The organism is Hymenobacter segetis, from assembly GCF_038448715.1.
Lineage (GTDB): Bacteria > Bacteroidota > Bacteroidia > Cytophagales > Hymenobacteraceae > Hymenobacter > Hymenobacter segetis.
Window position 1 is genome coordinate 1 of sequence record NZ_JBCEVZ010000055.1, and the last position, 24,599, is coordinate 24,599.

Annotated in this window: 24 protein-coding genes; 10 read left to right on the forward strand and 14 right to left on the reverse strand. The window is 62.1% G+C overall.

Annotated features, from left to right (window positions below; genetic code table 11):
* The 3 genes from AAFH49_RS17605 to AAFH49_RS17615 all read left to right on the forward strand — a co-directional run.
* On the forward strand, positions 1 to 1,469 hold a 1,469-nt coding region (locus AAFH49_RS17605; protein WP_342300229.1), incomplete at its 5' end, for a M23 family metallopeptidase.
* Positions 1,466 to 2,653 carry a tetratricopeptide repeat protein gene (locus tag AAFH49_RS17610; protein ID WP_342300230.1) on the forward strand — a complete coding sequence of 396 codons (1,188 nt, stop codon included), beginning with the start codon at positions 1,466 to 1,468 and terminating at the stop codon, positions 2,651 to 2,653. The genes AAFH49_RS17605 and AAFH49_RS17610, both read left to right, overlap by 4 nt.
* Entirely contained in the window at positions 2,641 to 3,249 is a 609-nt protein-coding gene (locus tag AAFH49_RS17615) for a tetratricopeptide repeat protein (protein WP_342300232.1), read from the forward strand. Before AAFH49_RS17610 ends, AAFH49_RS17615 begins: the two co-directional genes overlap by 13 nt.
* An 8-nt stretch (positions 3,250 to 3,257) precedes the next feature.
* Here AAFH49_RS17615 and AAFH49_RS17620 read toward each other — a convergent pair whose 3' ends face one another.
* Both AAFH49_RS17620 and AAFH49_RS17625 read right to left on the reverse strand, forming a co-directional pair.
* Positions 3,258 to 3,497: a hypothetical protein gene (locus AAFH49_RS17620; protein WP_342300233.1), complete on the reverse strand. Its 240-nt coding sequence runs from the start codon at positions 3,495 to 3,497 to the stop codon at positions 3,258 to 3,260.
* A gap of 65 nt (positions 3,498 to 3,562) precedes the next feature.
* Positions 3,563 to 3,694, reverse strand: coding sequence for a hypothetical protein (locus AAFH49_RS17625; RefSeq protein WP_342300234.1), 132 nt, complete (start codon positions 3,692 to 3,694; stop codon positions 3,563 to 3,565).
* A 318-nt stretch (positions 3,695 to 4,012) separates the two neighbouring features.
* Between AAFH49_RS17625 and AAFH49_RS17630 the strand changes: the two genes are divergently transcribed.
* From AAFH49_RS17630 to mgrA, 3 genes are all read left to right on the forward strand, one after another.
* The gene (locus AAFH49_RS17630) at positions 4,013 to 4,441 is read left to right on the forward strand and encodes a hypothetical protein (protein WP_342300236.1); all 429 of its coding nucleotides are present in this window, start codon (positions 4,013 to 4,015) and stop codon (positions 4,439 to 4,441) included.
* 225 nt (positions 4,442 to 4,666) lie between these two features.
* On the forward strand, positions 4,667 to 5,752 hold the full coding sequence (gene fbaA, locus AAFH49_RS17635; RefSeq protein WP_342300238.1) for a class II fructose-bisphosphate aldolase: 1,086 nt from the start codon (positions 4,667 to 4,669) through the stop codon (positions 5,750 to 5,752).
* A 240-nt stretch (positions 5,753 to 5,992) separates the two neighbouring features.
* Entirely contained in the window at positions 5,993 to 6,982 is a 990-nt protein-coding gene (mgrA, locus tag AAFH49_RS17640; protein WP_342300239.1) for an L-glyceraldehyde 3-phosphate reductase, read from the forward strand.
* 73 nt (positions 6,983 to 7,055) lie between these two features.
* On the opposite strand, the gene AAFH49_RS17645 is transcribed toward mgrA, so the two are convergent.
* From AAFH49_RS17645 to AAFH49_RS17675, 7 genes are all read right to left on the reverse strand, one after another.
* The gene (locus tag AAFH49_RS17645; RefSeq protein WP_342300240.1) at positions 7,056 to 7,715 is read right to left on the reverse strand and encodes an OmpA family protein; all 660 of its coding nucleotides are present in this window, start codon (positions 7,713 to 7,715) and stop codon (positions 7,056 to 7,058) included.
* Positions 7,716 to 7,865: 150 nt separating this feature from the next.
* Complete coding sequence (locus tag AAFH49_RS17650) at positions 7,866 to 9,359, reverse strand: hypothetical protein (protein WP_342300242.1); 1,494 nt, start codon at positions 9,357 to 9,359, stop codon at positions 7,866 to 7,868.
* A gap of 155 nt (positions 9,360 to 9,514) precedes the next feature.
* The gene (locus AAFH49_RS17655; RefSeq protein ID WP_342300244.1) at positions 9,515 to 10,645 is read right to left on the reverse strand and encodes a hypothetical protein; all 1,131 of its coding nucleotides are present in this window, start codon (positions 10,643 to 10,645) and stop codon (positions 9,515 to 9,517) included.
* Positions 10,623 to 14,030, reverse strand: coding sequence for a hypothetical protein (locus tag AAFH49_RS17660; protein ID WP_342300246.1), 3,408 nt, complete (start codon positions 14,028 to 14,030; stop codon positions 10,623 to 10,625). The genes AAFH49_RS17655 and AAFH49_RS17660 overlap by 23 nt, the downstream gene beginning before the upstream one ends.
* A 214-nt stretch (positions 14,031 to 14,244) precedes the next feature.
* Positions 14,245 to 15,726 carry a hypothetical protein gene (locus AAFH49_RS17665; protein ID WP_342300248.1) on the reverse strand — a complete coding sequence of 494 codons (1,482 nt, stop codon included), beginning with the start codon at positions 15,724 to 15,726 and terminating at the stop codon, positions 14,245 to 14,247.
* A 162-nt stretch (positions 15,727 to 15,888) separates the two neighbouring features.
* Entirely contained in the window at positions 15,889 to 16,299 is a 411-nt protein-coding gene (locus AAFH49_RS17670) for a hypothetical protein (RefSeq protein ID WP_342300250.1), read from the reverse strand.
* A gap of 21 nt (positions 16,300 to 16,320) precedes the next feature.
* The gene (locus AAFH49_RS17675) at positions 16,321 to 17,658 is read right to left on the reverse strand and encodes a hypothetical protein (RefSeq protein WP_342300252.1); all 1,338 of its coding nucleotides are present in this window, start codon (positions 17,656 to 17,658) and stop codon (positions 16,321 to 16,323) included.
* Positions 17,659 to 17,892: 234 nt separating this feature from the next.
* On the opposite strand from AAFH49_RS17675, the gene AAFH49_RS17680 reads away from it, so the two are divergent.
* The 3 genes from AAFH49_RS17680 to AAFH49_RS17690 all read left to right on the forward strand — a co-directional run bounded on the left by AAFH49_RS17680 (position 17,893) and on the right by AAFH49_RS17690 (position 19,930).
* The gene (locus AAFH49_RS17680; RefSeq protein ID WP_342300254.1) at positions 17,893 to 18,294 is read left to right on the forward strand and encodes a hypothetical protein; all 402 of its coding nucleotides are present in this window, start codon (positions 17,893 to 17,895) and stop codon (positions 18,292 to 18,294) included.
* Between the two features lie 158 nt (positions 18,295 to 18,452).
* A complete protein-coding gene (locus AAFH49_RS17685) occupies positions 18,453 to 19,469 on the forward strand; it encodes an NAD(P)/FAD-dependent oxidoreductase (protein WP_342300255.1) in 1,017 nt (338 codons plus the stop codon).
* Between the two features lie 134 nt (positions 19,470 to 19,603).
* Positions 19,604 to 19,930 (forward strand): 2Fe-2S iron-sulfur cluster-binding protein, encoded by a 327-nt coding sequence (locus AAFH49_RS17690; protein WP_342300256.1) that lies wholly within the window; start codon positions 19,604 to 19,606, stop codon positions 19,928 to 19,930.
* Between the two features lie 222 nt (positions 19,931 to 20,152).
* On the opposite strand, the gene AAFH49_RS17695 is transcribed toward AAFH49_RS17690, so the two are convergent.
* From AAFH49_RS17695 to AAFH49_RS17710, 4 genes are all read right to left on the reverse strand, one after another.
* The gene (locus tag AAFH49_RS17695; RefSeq protein WP_342300257.1) at positions 20,153 to 20,407 is read right to left on the reverse strand and encodes an anti-sigma factor family protein; all 255 of its coding nucleotides are present in this window, start codon (positions 20,405 to 20,407) and stop codon (positions 20,153 to 20,155) included.
* A gap of 9 nt (positions 20,408 to 20,416) precedes the next feature.
* A complete protein-coding gene (locus tag AAFH49_RS17700; RefSeq protein WP_342300259.1) occupies positions 20,417 to 20,995 on the reverse strand; it encodes a sigma-70 family RNA polymerase sigma factor in 579 nt (192 codons plus the stop codon).
* A gap of 90 nt (positions 20,996 to 21,085) precedes the next feature.
* Entirely contained in the window at positions 21,086 to 21,847 is a 762-nt protein-coding gene (locus tag AAFH49_RS17705; RefSeq protein WP_342300260.1) for a DUF1223 domain-containing protein, read from the reverse strand.
* A 188-nt stretch (positions 21,848 to 22,035) separates the two neighbouring features.
* Entirely contained in the window at positions 22,036 to 22,986 is a 951-nt protein-coding gene (locus AAFH49_RS17710) for a Cif family virulence factor (RefSeq protein WP_342300262.1), read from the reverse strand.
* A 172-nt stretch (positions 22,987 to 23,158) separates the two neighbouring features.
* Here AAFH49_RS17710 and AAFH49_RS17715 point away from each other — a divergent pair, with 172 nt between their 5' ends.
* A complete protein-coding gene (locus AAFH49_RS17715) occupies positions 23,159 to 23,665 on the forward strand; it encodes a KdsC family phosphatase (RefSeq protein WP_342300264.1) in 507 nt (168 codons plus the stop codon).
* 108 nt (positions 23,666 to 23,773) lie between these two features.
* On the opposite strand, the gene AAFH49_RS17720 is transcribed toward AAFH49_RS17715, so the two are convergent.
* On the reverse strand, positions 23,774 to 24,424 hold the full coding sequence (locus AAFH49_RS17720) for a LuxR C-terminal-related transcriptional regulator (protein ID WP_342300265.1): 651 nt from the start codon (positions 24,422 to 24,424) through the stop codon (positions 23,774 to 23,776).
* Between the last annotated feature and the right edge of the window lie 175 nt (positions 24,425 to 24,599).

The window sequence follows — 24,599 nt, forward strand, 5'->3', positions numbered from 1 at the left end:
GGGGCGCGTGGACCTGCACCCAAGGCTACCTGGATGGCGGCCCCACCCACCTCGGCGACTGGGGCCAGGCCCTGGACTTCGCCATCACCGATGCCGACGGCCGCACCTACCACGGCTCCGGCCTTAGCCTGAGTGACTATTACGCCTACAACAAGCCCGTCCTCGCCCCCGCCGACGGCGTGGTGGAGGAAGTCATCCAACACATCGAAGACAACGCTATCGGCGAGGTGAATACCCGCCAGAACTGGGGCAATACCGTGGTGCTGCGCCACGCGCCGGGCCTGTTCACGCAGCTCTCGCACCTGCGCGCCCACTCGGTGCCGGTGAAAGTGGGCGACTACGTGCGGCGCGGCGACATCATCGGCACCTGCGGCAGCTCGGGCCGCTCGCCCGAGCCGCACCTGCACTTCCAGGTGCAGGCCACCCCCTACGTGGGCTCGCGGACGCTGGCGTACCCGTTGGCGTATTTCGTGGCGATGCAGGGGGCGGGTTCAACTATTGCTACCGACGCTTTAACTCCGCCACTCAAGAAGCTGAAGACGCAACAGTTTCAGGTTTTGGGGTCGTCGGTTAGCGCTTCGGACGAACCCAAGACACCGTTAGACAAACCCAACACCATCTTGGGTTCGTCGGATGGCATTTTGGACTCGTCCAACAGAGCGTTGGGTTCATCGGTTGGCGTTTTGGACTCGTCCAACGGAGCGTTGGGTTCGTCGGTTAGCGTTTTGGGTTCGTCCAACGGCGTCTTGGGTTCGTCGGTTGGCGTTTTGGACTCGTCCAATGGAGCGTTGGGTTCGTCCAAAACGCCAACCGATGAACCCAAAACGCCCCAGCTCCGCCACTTCGCCGTGCCCGTGGCGGGCGAAGTCGTAAGCCCGCCCACCTTCAACCGTACCCTGAGCCAGGCCCTGCGCCTGCCCCCCGGCTACGCCCTGGACGTGCACGATGCCGCCGCGCCCGATGCCCCGGCCCAGCGCTGGGAGGTGTTTACCGATGCATACAACCTGGCCTACCTGCGCTGCCAGCGCACGGGAGCGGTGCTCTACTTCGCGGGCGATGAGTCGGTATTCTACTGCACCGCCTTTTATGGCGATGAAAGCTCGTGGCTCTACCTGCTTTATCAGGCCGCCTACCGGGTGCCGCTGGCCAGCCTGCCGGGCCAGGTCGTGCACGACGAATTCCCGCTGACCGTGGTGCGCAACCCCGTTTTGACGTGGGTGCAGGATGTACTGGCCCCGTTCTATCGCTTTCTCCGCCCCACTTTTTGGGCCGAAGAAGTGCCTACTGCCGCCGGCCACTGGCCCGGTGGCCCGGTGCGGCTGCGCAGCCGCGTGGTGGTGTCGGGTTTCGGCCGCGCCCGCGAGGTGCAGACCGCAGAGCTGCTCTTTGCCGATGGCCGGCTGGCCGAGCTACGCGTGCGCCGGGCCACCGGCAGCCTCACCCTCACCTGCACAGTAGCCGGCGCATGAGGAAATTATTCGTCCTGCTTCTCCTGCTGCTGGCCGGGGCCACCGCCGCCCACGCCCAAGCCTCCACGCCCGACTATCAGGCCACCGACAGCCTCACCCAGGCCCTGGCCCGGCAATACCGCTGGGCTGCCCTCGATTCCGTAGGCCGCGCTGCCCTGCGCCTCGGACTCGATTACCCGGCCCTGCGCCGCCGTCTGGGCCAAGCCGCTTTGGCCCGTGACCGCCCGGCGGCGGCCATTAATCACTACGGCCGGGCGTTGCGCGAAAATCCCGTCGACACCACCGCCCGCTATGGGCTGGCCCTCGCCTACCTCGGCCTGAACCAGCCCGGCTCCGCCGCCCTGGTGGCCCGCGGCCTGCCCGACTCGCTCCGTCGGCCGCTGCACCTCAACGGTTTTCAGCTGCTGAGCCGGGTGGAGGTGGAAGCCAGTGGGCAGTCGGTCCATAATGAGCACCGGGGGCCGGCCGGCTTCCTGCGCCTGGGCTTGGGCACCCGCCTCAGTCCCCGCCTCAGTCTGAGCCAGAACCTGAGCTACTTCGGCCAGAACATTGAGCTGCCCGACCGCCAGCATCACATGCGCGGCGAAGGCTACCCCGTGCGCCAGCATCAGTACCACGCCCTGCTGGCCGGCCAGCTCAGCCCGCGCTGGCGGGCCCTGCTCGGCTACCACTACCTGAACAGCGACTTCGGCCACCTCGAAGCGCCCGCCAGCCACCTTGGCTACGCGGCCCTGGCCTACGCCCGGCCCTACTTCGCGGTGCAGGCGGGCCAGTACCTCGGCACCCTCACCGACACCGCCCGCGCCCAAACCGACCTGCGCCTGACCGTGTACCCGCTCGGCAACCTGCGCCTCTACGGCTTCGGGCAGGCCAGCGTGGTGCGCTCCAACGGCCGCAGCTACCCGCATGGACTGCTGGGCGCGGGCGGCCGGCTGCACCGCCGCGCGTGGCTCGATGTGTACGGCGGCCTGGGCCAGGTGCCGGTGCTGGCCGAGCTCGACGGGCTTTACGTGTACAATCTTCTCGACCCCTTGCAGGCCCGTGCCGGGGCCGGCCTGCTTATTTTGCTGCCCGAGCGGCTCTCGCTGCGCCTAAGCTACGGTGTGGAGCGGCGCCGAGATGCCATCGACAACCGCCTGTATAACTTGCAATCCCTTAGTACTGCCCTCGCATGGACCTGGTAAAGCTGACCTTCGCCACCGCTGCCCTCGTGTATGCTGTGCCGGCCGCCGCCCAGGCCCCGGACCAGACTGCCGCCTTCGCCACCAGCTACGCCGCCGAGGCCAAAGCCGACTACGCCGAGGCCATCGCGCCCATCAAGGCCATTTACGTGGGCACCTACGAGCAGAACCTGCGCCTGGGCTGGCTCTACTTCCTGGCCAAAAACTACCCCGCCGCCGCCGCCCACTACCAGAAAGCCGTGGAGCAGCGCCCCTACGCCATCGAGCCCAAGCTCGGCCTCATCAAGCCCCTGAACGCGCTGGGCCAGATTGAGAAGATGCTGACCACCTACGAAAGCATCCTGAAAGTAGACCCTCAGAACACCCAGGCCAACTACTGGACCGGCGTCATCTACCTCAACCGCAAGGCCTACGGCCAGGCCGCGCGCTACTTTGAGCACGTCGTCAACCTCTACCCGTTCGACTACGATTCCAACATCTCGCTGGCCTGGGCCTACCTCAACCTCGGCAAGAAAGCCGAGGCCCGCGCCCTCTACACCAAGGCCCTGCTCATCCGCCCCGGCGATGCCGCCGCCACCGCCGGCCTGCGCCGCCTGTAGCGCGGCTCCTACGCCGCCGGCAGGCAGCGCACCACGTAGGCCACCAGCGCCTGAAACGTCTCGGCCCGCTGCAATTCGGCATCGTCGAGCTGCACGTAGCAGGCCCGTTCCACTTCGCAATACAATTCGTTGCGCTCTACTTCGCTGGCAAACACGGCGCTCAGCCGGCGGCGCGGCACCAGGCGGGATGGCGCGATGAGATGCCGCCGAAATATCCGGCGCAGAATGCGATAGACCTGCTTTTTCATGGTGAGCTAAGGATAATAGGGATAGGAATAGAGGACCAGCAGCCCCCGGCCCATTGAAGCCAGGCTTAGTTGGTGGGCCGGCGGCCGTGGCGGCGCGCCCGGCGCTGGGCGGCCCGCTGCGCTTGCAGCTTAGCGTATTCATCGGCTTTCAGGACTGAGCGGAGTTGGATGTCAAATTCGTCTTCGAAGCGCTGCATGGCAAAAAGAAATGGGGGAGAAAAAGCGCCGGCGGGCCGGGTTGCTGCGTCAAAGGTGCCGGGCCGCCGCCGGGGCTTCAAACCCAATCGCCCAGCCGCGCCCCCACGCCGACTGCTGCCCGGTTGCAGCCGCTTCGGTCCACTATCAGCCCGCTTTGGCTTGAAGCAAAACCATTGGGAGTGACTGAGCGAATGTTCATCGACTTTTTAAACTAAGCCGTCGATTACCAGTCTTATCCACGCGCTTAGGCGCCCATCTTTGGGTTGTTACTTCCTGCTTCTCCACCCCTACCACCTTCACTGCCTATTCCTCACGCATTGTTTGCTTTTCCCATGACCGATGCCCCCGGCTACGTCACCCCTTACGACATGACGACTGTCCCCGGCAGCGGCTGCGCCGTTACGCCCGATGTCATGCCCTGGCACCACCGAACCGGTGATGGGACCAATGCGCCGCGCACCGCCGACAGCCCTTTTGTGCTGGGTCAGAATTATCCCAACCCGCACACCGGCGAAACCACCGTCCCCTTCACGCTGCTAATCGCGGCCGACGTTCACCTCGATTTGTTCGACCAGTTGGGCCGCAAAATGGCCGGCGTGGTACGCAAAGGCCGTAGCGCCGGCCCCCAAAATATAAAGCTGAACCTGAATGGCTTGGGATTGCCGGCTGGCGACTATATTTACAGACTACAGGTCAGCACCCGGTTCGGAATATACCAGCAGGCGAAGTCAATGACCATTGTATAAAGACAATCAGAAGTGAGTGGGATGAATCGTGTGGCCCGAGGCCGACCGCTGCAACGGTCGGCCTCTTTTTTTTGGTCCCGGTGCCAGGGCCCGCATTCGTTTGGCCGAAACCTTTCAGGTTAGGCAGCGCCGCCCGTACTTTGCCGTTGGGCTGCCGCGGGTGGCGGCCCGCTTGCTCACCTTCGCTTCACCTCCCACCGCGGCCCCGCCGCATATCTTTTTCCTATGGCTGACCAAACCCTTACCGGCCTGCGCGCCGGTGTGCTGCACAGCGACGAAGTGCAGGCCCTCTTCCAGCACGCCAAGGCCCAGGGCTACGCCCTGCCCGCCGTGAACGTGACCGGCACCAACACCGTGAACGCCGTGCTCGAAACCGCCAAGGCGGTAAATTCGCCGGTTATCATCCAGTTCTCGAACGGCGGCGCGCAGTTCTTCGCCGGCAAGTCGGTGCCCAACGACAAGCAGCAGGCCAGCATCGCGGGCGGCATTTCGGGGGCCCAGCACGTGCATTTGATGGCTGCTTTGTACGATGTGCCCGTGATTCTGCACACCGACCACGCCGCCAAAAAGCTCCTGCCCTGGATTGACGGCCTGCTCACGGCCGGCGAAAAACACTTCCAGCAGTACGGCCAGCCGCTCTACAGCTCGCACATGCTGGATTTGTCGGAAGAGCCGATTGAGGAGAACATCGAAATCTGCAAACGCTACCTGGAGCGCATGGCCAAAATCGGCATGACGCTGGAGATTGAGCTGGGCGTGACCGGCGGCGAGGAAGACGGCGTGGACAACTCCGACGTGGATTCCAGCAAGCTCTACACCCAGCCCGAGGAAGTGGCCTACGCCTACGAGCAGCTGAGCGAAGTGAGCCCGCGCTTCACCATCGCGGCCGCGTTCGGCAACGTGCACGGCGTGTACAAGCCCGGCAACGTGAAGCTCCAGCCCAAGATTCTGCACAACTCGCAGGAGTTCCTGCGCCAGAAGCACAACATCGCCGAGGCGCTGCCCATCGACTTCGTGTTTCACGGCGGCTCGGGCTCCTCGCAGGAGGAAATCCGCGAGGCCATCAGCTACGGGGCCATCAAGATGAACATCGACACCGACCTGCAATGGGCGCTGTGGGAAGGCATCAAGGACTACTACGTGAAAAACGAAGGCTTCCTGCAAGGCCAGATTGGCAACCCCAGCGGGGCCGATTCGCCCAACAAGAAGTACTACGACCCGCGCGTGTGGCTGCGCAAAGGCGAAGAGTCATTCTCGGCCCGCTTGAAAGCGGCTTTTGAGGATTTGAACGCTATCAACCGCCGGTACTAATTGATTGAACGACCACTCCCCTCCTTACCAAGGAGGGGACGTTCAGCCGCCAGGCTGAACTGGGGTGGTTGAATCGTTGAGCGACACCCGAACGAGGCCTTTGTGCTATGTTCGGGTGTCGTTTGCGTTTCGGGCCTTTCGCAAGTCGTTCAACGCCCTAACCACCCCCGTTTTCACTTCGTGAAAACATCCCCTCCTTGGTAAGGAGGGGAGTTTATCGTTCACAACTTCCCAACCACCATGCCCTACCAGCCCGCCCCCATCCGCTACCAGGAAATGATCTACCGCCGCTGCGGCCGTAGCGGCCTGAAACTGCCGGCCCTTTCCCTGGGCCTGTGGCACAATTTCGGCGATGTGGACCTGCTGGCCAACTCCCGCGCCATCCTGCACCGGGCGTTCGACCGGGGCATCACGCACTTTGATTTGGCCAACAACTACGGCCCGCCGCCCGGCTCGGCCGAGGAGAATTTCGGCCGCATTTTGCGCGAAGATTTCCGGCCGTATCGGGATGAATTAATCATCTCGACCAAAGCCGGCTACCACATGTGGCAAGGACCCTACGGCGAGTGGGGCTCGAAGAAATACCTGGTGTCCAGCCTCGACCAAAGCCTGAAGCGCATGGGCCTGGAGTACGTCGACATCTTCTACCACCACCGCCCCGACCCCGACACGCCCCTGGCCGAAACCATGGCCGCCCTCGACCTCATCGTGCGCCAGGGCAAGGCCCTGTACGTGGGCTTGAGCAATTACCGCCCCGCCGAAGCATCCGAGGCGTTCATGCTGCTGCGCGAGATGGGTACGCCCTGCCTCATCCATCAGCCCAAGTATTCGATGTTTGAGCGCTGGGTCGAAGGCGGCCTGCTCGACTTACTGGGCGACGAAGGCGTGGGTTGCATCCCCTTCTCGCCCCTGGCCCAGGGCCTGCTGACGGATAAGTACCTGCACGGCATCCCCGACGACTCGCGCGTGGCCAAAGGCGTGGGCTTCCTCACCGAAACCAACCTCACACCCGCGCGCCTCGACCAGGTCCGCCGCCTCAATGACCTGGCGAAAACCCGCAATCAAAGCCTCGCCCAAATGGCCCTTTCCTGGCTCTTGAAAGACGAGCGGGTGACGTCCGTACTCATCGGGGCCAGCAAGCCCGAGCAACTCGATGACTCGCTGCGCTGCCTGGAGAATCTGGCGTTTAGCGCGGAGGAGCTGGCAGCGATTGAAAGAATAATGAAGTAGGGTGCGGGGCTTGCCCCCGCCCGCCGCTGAAAGATTATTCTGTTCAACGGCGGACGGGGGCAAGCCCCGCACCCTACTTCCCAATCGACCCAATCTTGGGCTGAATCTGGATAATAAACCGCTTGTTCAGGGCTTCCTGGCTGCCGGTGTAGCGGCCGGCCCCGCGGAAGCCACTGCCCGCCGCCACCACTTCCAGGTTGGCGGGGAAGCGTATCCCAGCCTGCTCCCAGAGGCGAATAACAGCGAGCGCCCGGCTGTAGCTGAGCTGGCGCACGGCCGGGCCGTCGAGGTTGTGCGGGTCGTTGGCGGGGTAGCGCAGGTCCTTGGCGGCGCGGCCCTCCACCACGATGAGGTACTGCACCTGGTCGTCGTTTTTGATGGACTGCATCTGGCTCAGCAGGAAGCGGCCGGCTTTCACCAGCGGGGTTTGGGCCTCGTAGGGCAGCACGTCGCTCTTAGGCGCGAAGGTGACCGGGAATTTCAGCTCGTAGCGCTTGTAGGTGGGGTTGTACTCGAAGTAATTGCTTTCGAGGCGCTTGAGCGCCGCTTTGATTTCGTCGAGCTTGCGCTTTTCCTGCACCTGCACTTTCAGCTCCGAAATCAGCCGCTCATTGTCCCGCTGCTTGTCGTTGGAGCGCTTGAACCCCAGCACGAACAGCACGAGCATGATGAGGAACAAGGCCGTCATAAGGTCCACGTAGCTGGGCCAGAAGAAGTCCTTGCTCTCTTTCATAGTGTGGGTTTGGTTACTAAGATTATTATATAGCCCGTCATGCTGAGCGCAGCCGAAGCATCTCTACTGCGCAACTAATTATTTACTCTCGCAACGAAGCGGGAGAGATGCTTCGGCTGCGCTCAGCATGACCGTTCCTCTGGTATAGTATTACTTCTTGCCCAGCACGGTGCGTTGAAACCAATTGGGCTTGGTCAGTTCTTCCAGCACCTTGTTCGTGCGGTCCACCTGTTGCAAGAGTTGCTGCTGAAGCTGAGAGTCGACCAGCAAACGGCCTTCTAGGCGCTGCATAGCCTGGGCAGTTTGTTGAGCCTGGCGCTCCTGCAGCACGTTCAGGTCCTTTTGCTGGGCTGGCAGCTGGGTGAAGGGATTCAGGTACTCGGTGATTTTCTGGTAGACGTTGTTCTCATTGAGGCGGCGGAAATGCTGCTGCCATTGCTCGTGAGCCTCAGAAGCTTCTTTTTGCAGCTCCTGCAGGCGGCCGTCCAGCTCGGCATCCATGCGGTGCACGCCCTCGCTCACCCCCTGGCGGATTTGCGCGCCCAAATCGGCCAGGAGCTTGCCGTGCTGGCTGAAAAACGCCACTTGCTGGCGCAGGGCATCGTCGTGCTGCTGCAGGTACTGCGGCACACTGGCCAGGCCCTGCTCCAATGCGGTGAGGCGGTTAAGCAGCGCCCCGATGGTCTGGGCAGCCTCGTTGCTATGGACCACGGTGGTATTCAGGGCCTGCTGGTAGCCCAGGAATTTCTCGAAGGTCTGGGCGCTTTCGTCCACCCTATCAAACACCTTGATGGTGGCGTTGGCCAGCTCTGAATAGCCGATTTTCTCCAGCTGCTCCAGGAAGCGCTTCTGCACGCTCACGTTCTCCGTGATGCTGGCAATGAGCGGCGTGAATTCGTGAATCTTGCTAAAAAAGTCGTTCTGAATCTGGCTGAAAAACTCGGCGTTGAAGGTATCGAGCACCGATTTCAGGTTGCTCATGCCGGCCTGCATGTCAGAGTTCAGCTTGGGCAGCAGGGCCTTTTGCAGGAAGGTGTAGTAGGCGTTTTTGTTGCGGTCGCGGGCGGCGCGGGCCTGCTTTAGCAGCTGGTTGCCGGCCAGCGTGAAGGCCAGGCCGAACAAGCTGCCAATCATCGCAATGAGCACCCCGCCGAGGAAGTGCTGCACGTCGCCGTTGCTGAACGAAGTATCCTTGGCCGGGTCCACCACCACATCAGCAAACGGATTGCCCACCAGTGAAATCAAGCCCAGAATAGCGCCCGTGAACGTGCCCAGCAGCCCCAGATACAGCGGCGTGGCAATCTGGGCCTGAATCTCCTCATCCAGCGCCTCGGCGTGGCGCTCGGAAATGTCTTTCAGAATGCCAAAGTCGGCCGCCGCGCCGCGGTTGTTGAGCAGATATTCGTTGGTATCGGTGATGATTTGGCCGAACTCCGGCGAGGCATCGCGGGTGATGAGCGCATCGTACTGGATGGCGAAGTTTTTGTCCGGGTCGGCCGCCGTGAAGGGAATGGGCTGCACCGCCACCGCGCCCGCCAGCGGGTACATGGCCTGCACCCGGGCCGTGAGCTGGCGGTTGCGCAGGAACACCAGCGCCTGCCAGGCCACCAGCGCCAGGATGAGGAGGATTTCAATTAGGAGCATAACTTGGATTTACAGCGAAGGTAGAGACGCAATATTTTGCGTCTCGTCGTTGAACGGCTACGACCTCGCCATTTGGCTAGGTACCGTAGCAACTAAACAACATCAGCACCGACGAGACGCAAAATATTGCGTCTCTACCTCATTCAAGCCAATTCTTAGCTCAGCGCGATTTCGGCTTTCTGCACCACGTGCCAGGCGTCATCGCGCTTTTCCAGCTTGCCGGCTTTCAGGTTTTTAATCGTCGTGAACTGCTCTGTGGGCGGCAACTCAAACTGAAAAAACTCCTTCAACTCGCGCACGCCGTTGCCGATAATGCGCGACTGGTCGGCCTGCGGGCTGAAGGAAAATTGCGCCGTAGCGGCTTCCGCCGAAGGCAGCGTGATGAGCAGCGGCATCTGGGGCAGCGGGTTGGGGCTGAGCTTGCGGTGCTCGATGCTCGGCACGTCGGGGGCCGGGGCGTAGTAGTGCAGCGGGCCGTTGGATGCGGCGGGGGCGGCAGTTTTGGGCGCGGCTTCGGTAGCAGCAGTTTCGTTGGCGCTGCTGTCAATCAATTCCTGAATGGCGGGCGGCGTAGACGTTGGTGCGGCCCATTCAATGGTTTGGCCGGGCTCCAATGGCTGGTTATCGCCAGTGGGCGGCGGGGTGGGCGAAGTTGGATTCATAGCGGAGGGGCGGGGGGCAATCGGCGGCCAGGATTGGGGAGAATTAGCAGCGGACGATTTACGGGAATTGAAATTGGGCTGGGTCCTTTTATCCTTGCCGGAGGGCTTGGCCGGCTGCTTCGGAGTAGTGCCCTGCACCTCGCGCATCGACTGAAACGAAACGCCTTTGCCCGTGCTTTCGGCGGCGGGCGACTCGGCGGGCGGCGACTTCCGCACGTTCTCAGCCGGCTTTTTTCGCACCGGTTCGGGCACTGGCATAGGTGCGGGCATGGGTTTGGGCGAAGGCGCATCCAGCATAACACTGGAATTATTAGTTGCCTGTGATTTCCGCACGAACAACCACACGCCCAGCGCGCCAATGGCCACGCCGCCCAGCACCGCCCACACCGTAGTCCAGTGCGAAGCCGGCTGAGCAACTGGCGCAGCACTGGTCGTAGAGGCCGAATCGGTTGCCAAATGAGGCGCGGGTGTATTGGCGGACGGCTGCGCCCACGCCGCTGGGCTGCCACCCAGCAGCCCCAGCAGCAGGAGAAGCAGCAACGGCCGGCTGCCCTTACGCGGGCAGCCGGCCGGCTGGAACAGGCTCACTGAGCCGACGCGGCTAGTTGAGCGGCTGCGCGTCATGAAGCACCTTGGATAGCTCATACAGGGCGTTTTTGAACGGCAGGAAGAACAGCGTTTCGGGCACGGTATCACCGTCGCGGAGCACGTCAGCATACTGCTGCCGGTAGAGGTTGAAGGAGTCGCCGAGGCTGCGTTCCAATGTGTTCATCACCAGGCCTTGGTCGTTTTTCACGCCCAGGTCGGCCTGCACGCGCTTCAGCTCGGGGTCTTCGAGCAGCAGCTTGAGGCAGGCGCGGGCGTTGGCCAGCACAGCCTGTTTGATTTCGTCGGTGACGGCCGTCGCTTCGAGGTGGTGTTCGCCTTTATCGGCCAGCGGATTCTCGGGGTCGGGCAGCACGCCCACGGGGCGCACCATGGGCGGGTCCTGCGGAATCTGGCCGGTGGCGAGCACGCCGCCGTTGGCGGTAGTTTGCTTGGGGTCGTCGGCTAGCTTAATACGGAAATCGGCCGGCACGGTCTGCCCGGTGGCTTTTTCCATGATGAGGCGGGCCAGTTTCTCCACCGGTTGCAGGTTGGAACCGGCCGCCAGCAGGCGCACATACAGGCTACCGCGACCGGTGAAGCACAGGTAGCGCGGCAGCTGCTGGCCGTTGGCCACCGTCACCTGCGCCACATGGTAAATCAGCGCGCCGAAGTGCAGGTAAAACAGCACCCGCAGGTGCTCAGCCCGCAACAGCCGCTCGCTAAAGCCCAGCAACTGGTCGTAGTTGAATAGGAAGCTAGCCACGTCCTCGGAGCCGAAATTATCGGTCCCCTCAGCCACCAGCACGTATTCGCGGGCCCGGCGGGCGGCGGGCGAAAGCACCGCGCTCTGCACCCCCGCTACGCCGAAACGCACGAGACCATTGTCCTTTGAGCCGCGCACTTCGGCCCCGCCGTCGCCCCACAAGTCGTTGCCGGCGAAGCGGAACGACGTGCTCAGCACCGGCTTGCGGTCGGCGTAGAGCAGCACGTCGGTGGTACCACCGCCGATGTCGATAAAGGCCGCGTTTTCGCCCGGTCCCAGCGTCACGATGTTGCGACGGGTGAGATAGTAGTACGGGGCCGTCGACTCGACCATGCAGGGCATGGAATTGGTGGTATGGAAGACGCTGTGAAACAGCGTATCCCACTCGCGCTGGTAGAGGTTGCGCTGGTAAGTCGAGAAGCTCAGCGGGGCAAACCAGGTGATTTGCGTGGCCGCGAGATTGCCGCCGTTCAGGGCCACTTTGGCGCGGCACAGCAGCAGGATTTCCTTGAAAAATGCCCTCACGCGGTTGGTGTTGGCGATATTCAGCGAATTATCCCACTTCAGATTGGTGTGGTAATTCGGCCGGCGTTGCTCCTCTGTGATGATGCCGAAAGCCACGTTGATGTTGCCGAGCACGCTCAACTCTTGGGTGGCATAGTTGGCGGCTTCGTAAGTCGCGGTGCGGGCCGGAAAGGCGTAGGGCGAACTGTCCTGCCCGATGATGGGAGGCACGAATTCGCGCTCCTGGTACTGCTGCCAGCGCTTGATTTGCACGAAGTTGGCCGGGTCGTCGTCGATGCCTCGGTACAGGCGCTCATAGGCGGTGCGGTCGGGCTCGGTGGTGCTCTTTTTGAGCAGGGCCACCGGCGTATCGGTCAGGCCAAAGCTGAACGGCTTGGGCTCCTGGCCGGGGCTGTCCTGCATGGCGACGTGGGTATTCGTGGTGCCGAAGTCGATGGCAAAACGGTACTCCTTGGTGCCCTGGCGCACTTCGGGCCAGCGCGGGATGATGAGCGCGCGGCCCTCGGCCGGGGCCGGGTTCAGCACTTCGAGGTAGTCGAAATGCGTGCCGCGAACCTCGTAGTAGGTGCTGCCTTCGTCCTGGCCGGTTTTGGGAGTGCGCTCGTAGCGGGTAGCGCTCTGGTCGGTGCCGGTTTCGCTGAGCTGGTGGCCATTGGCCCAGAATTTCAGGTCGACTTTCTTGGTCACCATGCTCGGGTCGATGTTGTTGGCATCCACCAGCATGACTTTGTAGAAGTCGTTGTACTGCGGGGCGTCGGCCACTTTTACGAACGGGAACACCGACAGCGCCACGTTGGTCACGCGCAGCCGGCCCACTCCCTCCCCTTGCGGGTTCTCATAGTAGGCACGCTCATAATCCACGTAGTCGCCGCCACTCACCGGCACCCGCAGCTTCACCCGAATGCAAGCCGATTCCAGCTCCAGCGTCAAATGCTCGGCCAAATCCGTCTGCGTGAAGTAGTCGAAATACAGCGGCTTGATGGGCAGCAGCGGCCAGCTGCTGGGGCGGAAACCAGGTGCAATTTTCAGATTACCGCAGAAGAACCGGGCTTCATCCACCTCGTAAGGCACGGCCAGCAGGGTTTCTTCCAGCAAGTCGTTCACCGTCAGGTATGGGTACGGCAACTCCGGGCCGGGCAGGGTACGCTCCTTCAGCGGGCGGGCATCGGCGGCTGGCACAGTCGCACCGCTGTCGGCAAACATGGTTTCGTTGTAATACTTCTTGCCCACAGCCTTCAAACCCGGGCGCAACACGATTGGTAACGGGCCCGCCACGCCCGCCCGGGTGGGCCGGATGAACAGATCGGAGCCGCGCACGGTGCCCTCGTCGGGCCGCACGCGCAGCAGCACGCCGGCTACGTCAATCTGGTTGTTCGAAGCGTCGATGAGGATGGGGAAATTGCTGAGGCTGGCGGTGCCATCCATGGCCCACTTCTGCAACTGGCCGCGGTCCAGGGTGTCGCGCACCAGCGGTGCCATCGTCGTCAGGGCCGGGTCGCCCACGAACTCCTGGTACACGTAGTCACGGAACGCGGCCTCGCGGTTGGCCAGCGGCACGTACTGGTTATCAAAATAATAGCCCCCACCCTGCGGGCGCTGCACGGGCAGCGGCTTCACATTCGGGGCTGGGAAAAACAGCGTGAGCGGCGAGGTGCCGCCGATGAGCTGCGGCACGCCATTCGCGCCGGGGAAGTAGATGAGGTGCATCTCGGTCAGCTTCGCGAAGCGGCCGTCGAGATACAGGGCCAGCACATCGGCCAGCGGGCGGGTGGCGGGGTTGGCGCGCAGCTTGGCCAGCTCCTCGTCCTTGCGCCAGGCCCGGATTTGCAGGCGCTGGCTGGCCAGCTTACGCTGGTGGAAGTTGAATACCATTTCCCACACGTCCCAGAAGTGGCTGACGAGCTGGTGATAAACCGAATCCTGGCTCACGCCGCCCTGCGTCACGAAGCGCAACGCGGTTTCGACCAGGTGCATTCGCGCAAACGGCGAGGGAATCGAAACCGCCACCTTAGCGGCACGGCCGCCTTGCGGGTCGAGCAGGCGCTCCACTTCGTGGGGCCCTATTTTGCCAGTCGGCCCCCAGCCCTCGTGGGTGCTGGAGCCGGTGTCGTGTAATCGCAGGATTTTAGCCATGAAGGTTGTTTTCGGTCAGGTAACGCGAGTCGTTGAATCGTTCGTCATTGCGAGGGCGCAGCCCGTGGCAATCCATCCTGTTCTCAGCGCGTCACTGGATAATGTGATGGAGTTTTAATTTCTACTGAAGCCTTTGTCACTTCTCGGGGCTGGTCGCATTAGGAGGACGGATTGCCGCGTTCCGCTGCTCTCCACTCGCAATGACAGACGGCGCTTAGGAGTACTGCAGCTTTTTATCCAGAATCTCGCCCGTCGCCTCCTCAAAGGCTTTCACCACCCAGCGCAACGCCTCGTTCTCCGTCGGGTTGCTCAGCGTGGCCTTCCCTACTGCCTTCGTCAGCTCATCGCGGAAGAAGCCGGGCGTGATGCCTTTGCTGAAAATGCCGGTTTCCACCGTTTTATCGCTCACCATTTTGTTGAAATCAACCTCATCGGCGCGGATGGCGGTGTAGCGGCGCTGGTTCACGCCCAGCTCGCGGAGCCACTCGTTATAGTCGCCGAAGAAGTCGGTCAGCTCACGCAGGGCGCGGTTGTTGCGCAGCTGGGCGGTTAGGTCGCCGGCTTCGTAGTAGGGCGCTTTGGCGTCGTCGGGGGTGTGCTTGAGGAAGTAGCGGGCGAAGTAGTGCAGCTGGATAAGCGGACGGGCCACTTCCTGGCGCATTTCAGTGGGCAGCTGGCCGAAGTCGATGTCGGTGGTATCGGCTTTCAGGCCGTACTCGTGGTAGAGCGGCTGGTTGCCGTCGAGCTGGTTGTCGGGCACTTCCATGAAGTGCGGCACGGCCAAGGCACCCAGCAACTCCAGCAGGTGGGCCTGGTTGCGCTGCTCGGCACGGCCGGGATGGTTGGCCAGCGGCTGGCCGGGCTGGTCACCGAGGTAGTACATGGCCTCCAAGCCCTGCAGGTTGTCAGCGTAGTACGAGAGGGCCGTTTTGGTCTTCGTGACGAAGGTATTCGAGTCGATAAAGTCCTGTCCGGCTGATTTTTCATCAGCCGAAGGGTCCTGCAATTTGAAGTACGGCAGCATCACCAGGGCGCCGGCTTTGAGGCGGCGGCGGATTTCGGGGTGGGCCAGCGGGGAGTTGGCATCGCGCAGGTTTTTCACCAGCAGCGGGAAGCCGGCCGCGCCGGTACCGCCAAAAATCGAACTGATGAAAAACGCCCGGTCCCCGTCCTGCAAGCTCTGGGCTAGGTAGCGCATTTCCTTGGATTGCACCACGGCATTGAGCACCACCGAGCCCACGTTGGGCGAGCCGCGGAAGCCCACGTCGAGGTTGGCAGCGAGGCTGTCCTGCGTAAACAGCAAATCGACCAGACCCTGCGTTTCCACCGAGAGGTCGTTGTATTTCAGGTAATCACGGAATGGCTGGCTGATACCACCGAAGTCGTACACGAACGAGTCGCGCAGCTCTTCGCCGCCGCCGCTGGTGTTCAGATGGGCCAGCGTGTTCATGGGCTGGCTGAAGAAGCCGGTTTTTTCCTTCTGGCCATCGCCGTACAGGGCTTCGTGAATGCGGGCGTAGCGCTTGAGCAGGGCCACGGTGCGGGTCACGTCGCCGTTCTGGGTATCAGGGTCGATGAGGACGGGCACTACCTGGTCGCAGTTCGGGATGCGAACTCCGGCCGCCAGCAGCATGGTGAGGGAGCGTAGCACGCGGGCTCCGGTGCCGCCCACGGCGAAGATGAATAGTTTAGACATTGTTTTCTAGCGGATTGTAAGAACTGTCATTTTCAACGGCTGTCATCCAGAGCAGAGCGAAGGACCTTCTCAGGCCAGCATCATTCGCAGTAAACCATCAGAATACCCGGACGTGATAAAGTCCTTCGCTCTGCTCAGAATGACAGCCGTTAACAAGAGAATTTAAAACGGCCCCACAAACGGCGTAGTGCGCGCATAAGTGCTCCAACGCTTCAGCAGCACCGAAAACAGCAGGAACCACAGCGCTGCCACCAGCATATTCACGACCATGAAGTAGCCTAAATAGCTGCTCACTTCCGCGCCGTGGCTTTTGCTGAGGCTATTGGCCAGAAACACGCCTAAGCCAGCGGCCAGCGCCAGCGTCAAGGCCCAGTGCGTACTGCGGAACATGCCGGTGCGCATGGCCGAGTTGAACACGTAGTAAAAGGCTAGCACCAGCAACAGGCTCACGCCCAGCGTGCTCCACCCTACAAGCGAGAATAAATCTGTTTTATACAAGCCGTAATCGGCCGGGCGCTGGCTTTGGAAAATGGAAATCAGGGCCGAGTACAGGCTGGTGAAGAAGGTTTGCATAGGTTGAAAAAGGGGGCAGGGTTATTTATCGTTTTTGAGCGGAAGCTGAACCGTAAATACGGCCGGCAGCGTGGTTGGATACGATTGGCGGACACCGGCCAGAATTTGGTCGAGGCCAAACGTGCGGGGCGCGGGCGTATTGTCATTGGTCGTGCTCCAGGCCGCAACCCAGTCCGGCGTTTCCGGAGCGGGCAAACTCACGGTGAGCGTGGCCGTGGGTGCCGCCAGCTTGCTCACCCGCAGCCGCACCACGTGGGTGTAAGGTGCCAGCACCGGCTGGCCACTCTGCTCCACTTCGGTGAGGGAGTGCACCGAGTTGGGCAACAAGCTGGCCTGGCCATTGGGCAGGCGCACCTGCAGATGTTGGGCCAAAAATGCTGGCTGCTGCCAGGCAACAGGCAATTCCTTCAAATCCAGCCCCACCGAAAAGTCCACCGGGTCGTCGGAAGGGTTCAGGGTCAGGCCGTTGTTTTCGGTGTATACCGTGCCGCCGCTCGACTTTAATTTCGGGTCGGTGAGCTTAGTGAGCAGCGGGGCGAAGGCCGGCGTCTTGGTTTTCAAGCCAAAAAACGCCTGCTGAGCCGGCGCGTTCCGGAACACCTCGGCGGCGTAGCGCGCTACCTGCGCGGGCGGGCCGATAACCCACACGTAGTAAGGCACTTTCTCGCCATTCAGGGTGCGCTTCTGCACGGGCGTTTTCACGGCCGGGAAGTAGCTGCCGTAGAAATGCGAGGTTTCGCCGAATACCGCCACGGCCAATTGCTGCTGGCTAACAGGCGCGATGGACGTGCGAATCAGGTTCGGCAGCTGCGAAAAATCAGACTTGCGGGCCGGGCCGTAGATGAAGTCCGAAATCACCACGCTTACCTCCTCCCCTGCTTTGGGCCGGTTCAAAACCCCTTCCAGCATCTGGGGCAGTTCGGTACCGAGGGCGGCCTGACTCACCTCGCCCTGCACCACATCGCGCAGCTGCTCAAACTTCACGGGCCGGGGGGCGGCATTTTCGCAGAGGTAATACTTGCGCTCGGCCACGGCCCCGCTCACCTGGGTTTCGGTGATAAGTGCGCCGATGCGCTGCTGGAATTCGGTAGCTGGCTTATCGGCCCCGCCGCGCGGCACAAAACCCTTCATGCCACCCGAATATTCCAGAAAAACGCTGACGTGCAGCGGGGCGGCATCCGTGTTAGCAGGCGCTTCAGTAACGGCTTTGGTGCCTTTGGCGGGCTTGCTGGCGGTGGTTTCGGTGGGCTCCGAGCCGCAGGCGGTGAGCAATGAAAGGGACCCGAGAAGCATTCCGGCGAGCCGGAAACAACGAAACAAACGCGGCGCGGGCACGCCCACAAAAACGGAAATCGGCATAGAAGAAACGCTAAGCTAGGTTTTGGGGCGAAGTATAGGCATTACGCAGCGAACTACCCGCCGGCCGAAAACCAGACCGTTAAACGTAGGCAATCCGCCGGTGGTACGTGTATTTTTGCGGCCGGCCAAAATTTGCAGCTTTTCGTAGCTGCTTTTCCTGCTCTATCGACCACTGCTGGCGGTGGGCATGGATGGTCGTCAGACCATCAGTTCCTCATTTTCTCTGTGCCGCTCATGCGCCTCATTGCTTTTCGCCCCGAATACCAGATTACCGCCGAACCGAGCCGCAACCGCATCTTTTATAAGCACTTCGCCGAGTTGGCCCAGGCGCAGGAGCTGCCCGAGTACCTCAGCGACTGGCGGCAGGCGCTGGATGCGATGAAGCCCGGGTTCACGATTCTTAGCGACATGACCGAGCTGGAGATTGCCTCGGGGCCGCTCACCAAGCTTTTCGAGCAAGTGCAGCAAATGCTCGACGGCCGCGGCCTGCGCATGATTGCTACCGTGCACGCGCCCGATGTGCTGTTGGCCCACGCCGAAACGCCGGAAGAAGCGCCCTCCAAGTACCCGCGGCGCAATTTTACCGACCTATGGGAGGCCGACAAATACTTGGACGAGCTGGCTGCCGAAGGCTGAAATTGACCGCTTTCGGACCAACGTTTAGCCGGCCGGGGCTGTTATAGCACGGGCCGCCGATTGGCGGCCCCGACCCCGACCCGTACCTTTGCGCCAACGGCCTCCTACGTTGTGGCCGCTTCAAAGCCGACGCCCGGTTAAAGGCACTTAACACTTTTATGTCCAACACCATTTCCACCGATATCTGCATTATCGGAGCCGGCCCGGTCGGTCTGTTTGCAGTTTTTGAAGCGGGCTTGCTCAAGCTCCGCTGCCACGTTGTTGATGCCCTGCCGCAGCCCGGCGGGCAACTCTCCGAGATTTACCCCAAGAAGCCAATTTACGACATTCCGGGTTTCCCTGAAATCCTGGCTGGCGACCTGGTCGACAATCTGATGAAGCAGATTGAGCCCTTCCACCCCACCTTTACGCTGGGCGAGCGGGTTGAAAAATTCGAGAAGCTCGACGACGGCTCCTTCCAGTTGTTCACCACCGACGGCACCGAAATTCACTGCAAGGCCGTGGCCATTGCCGGCGGCCTGGGCTCATTTGAACCCCGCAAGCCGGCCGTGGAAAACCTGGAGCATTTCGAAGGCGGCAAAGGCGTGCACTACATGGTGCGCGACCCTGAGCACTTCCGCGACAAGAAAATCGTCATCGCCGGCGGCGGCGACTCCGCCCTCGACTGGACCAATTTCCTCGCCAATGTGGCCTCCGATGTGACGCTCGTGCACCGCGGCACCACCTTCCGCGGCGCGGCCGACTCGGCCGAGAAAGTGCAGAAACTGCACGAATCCGGCAAAATCAAGCTCGTCCTCAGCTCCAACGTGACGCACCTGCACGGCAACGGCGAGCTGAAGGAAGTAACCATCACCGGCAACGACGGCAAGGCCGAAACCGTGCCGCTCGACTGCTTCATTCCGCTGTTCGGACTCACGCCCAAGCTCGGCCCCATCGGTGAGTGGGGACTGGAAATTGAGAACGATGCCGTGAAAGTCGATACGCTCGACTACAGCACCTCGCTGCCCGGCGTGTTTGCCATCGGCGATATCAACACCTATCCCGGCAAGCTGAAGCTCATACTCTGCGGCTTCCACGAGGCCGCGCTGATGTGCCAGGGCGCGTTCAAATACATTTTCCCCGACAAGAAGTACACCCTAAAGTACACCACTGTCAACGGGGCCCCCAGCATGTAATCTGGCAACGCAGCACGTCATGCTGAGCGCAGCCGAAGCATCTCTACCGCAGTAGTAAATGAATACTCGCGTGGTAGAGATGCTTCGGCTGCGCTCAGCATGACGTGCTGTTGTACTGCCTACCCAATAATCTTATGGAAAACGACATCCGCATTTACGTCGAAGAGGCACCCGGCCAGCGCACGGAGCTCATCGGCCCCACCGACATGGGCCTGAGCCTAATGGAGCTGCTGAAAGCCAGCGGCTACGACATCATGGCTACCTGCGGCGGCATGGCCCTCTGCGCCACCTGCCACGTAGAGGTACTGGCCGGCCCCGCCCTACCCGAACCCGGCGACGACGAGCTCGACATGCTCGAAACCCTGCCCGTGGTGCACGAAGGCTCCCGCCTGAGCTGCCAGATTCGCCTCACGCCCCGCACTGATGGGCTGGTAGTGCGCCTGGCCCCAACGGGGGCGTAAATTGTCATTGCGAGTGGAGCATTCCGCGCATCAAGCGGAGACGCAACGCGGCAATCCGTCCTCTCAAAACCAGACACTCTTCTTTTATCAGAAAGCCCCAATACCGCGAAGTGTTGGGGCTTTCTGTCGTTTTAAAAGGGCCTTGTTACATCTCTTGGCTTGTCGCTCATGAGAGGACGGATTGCCGCGTTGCGCTGTGCTCCACTCGCAATGACAGCCGGGTTATCCCGCCGCAGCCAGCCGCTCCCGCATCCGCTCCTTGGCGGCTTCTGATAGCACCGGGCCGGCCTGCGCACGGGCGGCTGCCGAGGCCCGCGCCCACTCCGCAATCAGCACGGTTTGTTTGGCGTAGCGGTTGCAGTAGGGGCAATAGCGCAGGTGCAGCCACAGGTTCACGCGCTGTTCGCGGGCCAGGGCGTGGTCGGCCTGCTGCTCCAGGAGCATGGTGGCATGTTGGCAGTTGATAAGTCGTAGCATAGCGGATAGTTAGTTTTTGCCGAGACCGTGTTTTTCGAGGCAGCGGCGCAGCTGGAGCTTGGCCCGGTGCACGATAACCCAATAATTAGCCGAGCTCAAACCCAGCTCCTGACAAATTTCTTCGGCCGATAATTCCTCCACGAAACGCAGGGCAAACACCGCTTCCTGCTGCGGCGGCAGTCGCTCCTGGCAGCGTTGCAGGATGTCGCGCAGCTCCTGCTGCTCCAGCGCGGCATCGGCCCGAAGCCAGCTGTGGGGGGCCTGCGGGCCTGTCCAGTGGCCGTTTTCAGGCACGAAAAAATCGGCTTCGGTGGGGCCGCCGTCCCCGATTTCATCCAGCCCGACGTGGGTGGCGCGGGCCTGCCGCCGGTAGTGGTCGATGATTTTGCGGCGCAGAATCACAAACAGCCAGGTGCGCTCCGAGGCCTCGGCCCGGAAGGTAGCCAGGCCATCCAGGGCGCTGAGGAAGGTTTCCTGCACCAGCTCTTCGGCTGTTTCCGAATCGGAAACGCGGCTCAGGGCAAACCGGTAAAGCTCGTCGCCGAAGCGGGCCGGCCACTGGGCCGGAACAGGGGTATTTGGGGTCATGCGGGGCGACGGCTGGTTGGGCAAAGGTCGCGCTGCAATAGTACGCTTTGCGTCGTGAGCAGTTTCGTGCTTGCTGAGCACAACGCCGGATTAATTGCCCAGCGCCGCCGTGGCCACGCCCACGATGCGGCGAGAGGCCACCTCCTGCACCAGCACCACTGCCCGCAGATTGGGACGTTTCCAGTCGGCCGCCAGCTTCAGGGCCGGGCTGGCCGCAAAGGTGCCATCGGCCCCTACCCGGCCCAGCGGCAGCAGCTGGCGCACCACGGCCGTGTGGTGCAGCAGCAGCCCCGAATTTTCACCCCGACCAATCTGCGAAGCAAGGCCGTTTTCAGTGATGGCCAACAGCACTTCGGTGGCGGGCGTGCCGGCGGGCAGGCGGCTCACGCGAACCTGCGCCGTGCTGCCGGCCAGCGCTATGGCCACGGCGGCTTGCGGGGCTTTGGCGGCTTTGGCCACGGTGGCCACCAAATCGGCGCGGCGGCTGCCCACCAGCTCATAGCGGCCATTCACCACGGCCTGCGGCGTATAGGAGCCCGTGCCGAAGCCAGCGGCATATTGTCGCTGCCGCTCGGTGTAGGCCGGGGCCGAGAAGCTGTCTTTCCAACCCAGCCGATTCCAGTAATCGACGTGCTCACCCAACGCGATAACCTCTACGCCAGGCACTGACTGTTTTTTTTCCAACTCGCGTAATGCTTCATCAGCGGCCGGACAGCTGGAGCAGCCTTCGGAAGTGAAAAGCTCAACCACGACCGGCACCCGGCCGGCCCCGGGTGCCGGGACTACCGGCCGCGTCGGCCCTACCCAACCGCCCAACAGTGGCACGGCCAACAACCATCCTAATGCTTTCATAACAAGCTGAAAAAAATCAGACTTGAAGGCCGCCGGCCGCAAATACGGTCCGCCCCTTCCTTGGTTGGCCAGACGCGGCCAGGGCCCCAGCCTTACACCCGATTCAAAGAAAAGCCCCCAACTCGCCAAGGCGCGCTGAGGGCTTTTGAGGGAATACGTTGAGTTTGAGCCGCTGCGTGCTACCGGGACTATTCGCGGCGCTTGGCCGGCAGCTGGCCGGTGGTGCCTGGCGCAGGCACGGCCGGCGCAGGTGCCGCCGGGGTAGCAGCGGCAGCCTCGGCCGCGCTGGGCACGAAGTTGAACATCTCCAGCACAATGCGCCAGCCGGCGTCGGCTTCGCGGCGCCAGATGCGCAGGAAGGTGCCGTTTTCTTCGGGGTGGTTGGTGCTGGCCGGGCGGTGGAGCGAGCCCACCACGTAGCCCAAATCGCCGGCGGCGGCCAGGTAGCCGGTGTTGGCAATGAATAGGTAGCCGCCGTCAATATTCTTCATGTTGGCCGAGGCCGCTGCGCCCTGCATCATCGATAGGCCCGAGCGGTAGAGGCGGGCTTCGGCGCTCAGGTACTGCTGGTAGGTGGCCCCGGGCTTCATGAGCTCGGCGGAGGCAAACTTGCTGTCGACTTCGAGCACGATGTTGGACGGCGCGGCGCTGGGCGTGGCGGCGGCCGCCATCAGGCGGGGCCGGGCCACGGTGGCTATCTGCGCGGGCGCGGTCCCAATGCGCTCGATGCCCATGTCGATAGCGAATTTCCAGCGGCCATCCAGCTGCTTGCGCCACACGGTCACGTACTCGCCGGCCGCCACCGGGCGGTTATTTTGCAGCATGGTCCAAGGGCCGGTAGTATAGCCCATGTCGCCCGACTGGGCCGCATCGGCCAGCACCGGATACCAGGTCAGCTTATTGCCGGGCCGCGAGGGGCGCGTGCGCCACACCTCCTGGGCGTTGGCCAGCTTGCCGTTTTCGGTCACCAGGGACGTGGGGGCACTATTGGCCAGAAACGCGGCCTCCGTGCTGGTTTGCGTGGCCTGGGCCGCAAATGCTGTTTCCGCCGCTACCACCACATCATGGGGCGACTGGGCAAAAGCGGCCATTGGCAACATAAGGGCAACCGTAGCGCCGATAGTCAACTTATTCTTCATAGGATACAAGGAAAGACAATTCACAATGCTAAGGTACGCGGTACGGTATAATTATACTTTTGGTCCAATTTTCACTTCGCCTTTCTGTGCCGAACTTGCGGCCCTATTGGCCTCATCGGGCCGGTTTTGGCTTTTTGCTGCACTTCGTTTATTCGTTTTTTTCCTTGCTTTCATGAAATTACCAGACCTCACTGCCCGGGCTCGCCGCATTCGCTTGGTTCTCACCGATTGCGACGGCGTGCTGACCGATGGCGGGGTATACTATTCCGAGCGGGGCGAGGAAATGAAGCGCTTCAACATCCGCGACGGCATGGGCGTGGAGCGCCTGCGCAACCACGGCATTCTGACGGGCATTATGACGGGCGAAATGTCGCCTTCCGTGCGCACCCGCGCCGCCAAGCTGCGCATCGAGGAGCTGCACCTGGGCATCAAAGACAAGCCCGCCTGCCTGCACGAAATCCTGGCTCGCACCGGCCTCACGGCCGAGGAAGTGGCCTTCATCGGCGATGATACCAACGATGTGGAGATTCTGGGAATGGTTGGTTTCTCGGCCTGCCCTGGCGATGCCACCTCCTTCGCCCGCGCCGTGGCCGACTTTCATTGCCAGACCGCCGGCGGCTACGGCTGCTTCCGCGAGCTGGCCGAGTTCATCATCGCCGCGCAAGGCGGCGGCGAGTAACCGTCACGCAGAGCGCAGCGAAGCATCTTTACCGCACTAGTAAATGAATTACGTTACGCGGTAACGATGCTTCGCTGCGCTCTGCATGACGTTTTTTTAGCTCACCACCTATTCCGGCAGCAGGCCCTCACGGGCCGCCAGCTTGATGAGGGCGGCGGTGTTACGGGTCCGGGTTTTCTCCATGATGTTCTGCCGATGGGTTTCGACGGTGCGCTTGCTGGTGAACAGGCGCAGGGCAATTTCGGTGTTGGTGAGGCCCTCGGCTACCAGGCTCAGCACTTCCATTTCGCGCTTGCTCAGGCCCAGGCTCAGGCGGGCGGCGGTGCCGTCTACGGGCTTGGCCAGGTAGAGCCGGCGCAGCAAGGCCAGGCCCAGGGCCGAGCACAGGAATGGCCGCCCGGCCGCCACCGTGCCCAGGCTGTGCACCAGCTCCGGCAGCGGCGAGGTTTTCAGGATGTAGCCGTTGGCTCCCAAATCGAAGGCGCGGGCCACGTAGTGCTCGTTGGTGAGCTCGCCCCGGGCAAGAATCCGCAGCTGAGGGTACTGCTCGCGCAGGGCAGCCAGCACCGCAAAGGCGTCGGGGCCGGGCAGGCTCAGGTCGAATAGCACGACCGTGGGGCTCAGGGCGGGCAGCTGGACCAGCAGCTCCTCGCCGGTCGCGGCTTCGCCCGCTATTTCCAGGCTTATGGCCGCTCCCAACCCAATGCGCAGTTCCTCGCGGGTGAGCGCATCGCCGTCGGTAAGTAGCAAACGAATCATGAACGAAGAAAAAGGTAGAGCCGGATGCTGAAAGCTAAATATATCGAATTCCCAGGATACGAATTAGTAAAATGAGAATAAACAACCCGAAATTACCATTTCAGCTAAGCTCAACCATAACCGACGCAACAAAAGCAGTATAAATCCCTTCGAAAACCACGATTAACCCTGACGA

Coding starts and splice junctions, on each gene's coding strand:
- AAFH49_RS17610 (WP_342300230.1), top strand. CDS start 1,466: ATGAGGAAATTATTCGTCCTGCTTCTCCTGCTGCTGGCCGGGGCCACC.
- AAFH49_RS17615 (WP_342300232.1), top strand. CDS start 2,641: ATGGACCTGGTAAAGCTGACCTTCGCCACCGCTGCCCTCGTGTATGCT.
- AAFH49_RS17620 (WP_342300233.1), bottom strand. CDS start 3,497: ATGAAAAAGCAGGTCTATCGCATTCTGCGCCGGATATTTCGGCGGCAT.
- AAFH49_RS17625 (WP_342300234.1), bottom strand. CDS start 3,694: ATGCAGCGCTTCGAAGACGAATTTGACATCCAACTCCGCTCAGTCCTG.
- fbaA (WP_342300238.1), top strand. CDS start 4,667: ATGGCTGACCAAACCCTTACCGGCCTGCGCGCCGGTGTGCTGCACAGC.
- mgrA (WP_342300239.1), top strand. CDS start 5,993: ATGCCCTACCAGCCCGCCCCCATCCGCTACCAGGAAATGATCTACCGC.
- AAFH49_RS17645 (WP_342300240.1), bottom strand. CDS start 7,715: ATGAAAGAGAGCAAGGACTTCTTCTGGCCCAGCTACGTGGACCTTATG.
- AAFH49_RS17650 (WP_342300242.1), bottom strand. CDS start 9,359: ATGCTCCTAATTGAAATCCTCCTCATCCTGGCGCTGGTGGCCTGGCAG.
- AAFH49_RS17655 (WP_342300244.1), bottom strand. CDS start 10,645: ATGACGCGCAGCCGCTCAACTAGCCGCGTCGGCTCAGTGAGCCTGTTC.
- AAFH49_RS17660 (WP_342300246.1), bottom strand. CDS start 14,030: ATGGCTAAAATCCTGCGATTACACGACACCGGCTCCAGCACCCACGAG.
- AAFH49_RS17665 (WP_342300248.1), bottom strand. CDS start 15,726: ATGTCTAAACTATTCATCTTCGCCGTGGGCGGCACCGGAGCCCGCGTG.
- AAFH49_RS17670 (WP_342300250.1), bottom strand. CDS start 16,299: ATGCAAACCTTCTTCACCAGCCTGTACTCGGCCCTGATTTCCATTTTC.
- AAFH49_RS17675 (WP_342300252.1), bottom strand. CDS start 17,658: ATGCCGATTTCCGTTTTTGTGGGCGTGCCCGCGCCGCGTTTGTTTCGT.
- AAFH49_RS17680 (WP_342300254.1), top strand. CDS start 17,893: ATGCGCCTCATTGCTTTTCGCCCCGAATACCAGATTACCGCCGAACCG.
- AAFH49_RS17685 (WP_342300255.1), top strand. CDS start 18,453: ATGTCCAACACCATTTCCACCGATATCTGCATTATCGGAGCCGGCCCG.
- AAFH49_RS17690 (WP_342300256.1), top strand. CDS start 19,604: ATGGAAAACGACATCCGCATTTACGTCGAAGAGGCACCCGGCCAGCGC.
- AAFH49_RS17695 (WP_342300257.1), bottom strand. CDS start 20,407: ATGCTACGACTTATCAACTGCCAACATGCCACCATGCTCCTGGAGCAG.
- AAFH49_RS17700 (WP_342300259.1), bottom strand. CDS start 20,995: ATGACCCCAAATACCCCTGTTCCGGCCCAGTGGCCGGCCCGCTTCGGC.
- AAFH49_RS17705 (WP_342300260.1), bottom strand. CDS start 21,847: ATGAAAGCATTAGGATGGTTGTTGGCCGTGCCACTGTTGGGCGGTTGG.
- AAFH49_RS17710 (WP_342300262.1), bottom strand. CDS start 22,986: ATGAAGAATAAGTTGACTATCGGCGCTACGGTTGCCCTTATGTTGCCA.
- AAFH49_RS17715 (WP_342300264.1), top strand. CDS start 23,159: ATGAAATTACCAGACCTCACTGCCCGGGCTCGCCGCATTCGCTTGGTT.
- AAFH49_RS17720 (WP_342300265.1), bottom strand. CDS start 24,424: ATGATTCGTTTGCTACTTACCGACGGCGATGCGCTCACCCGCGAGGAA.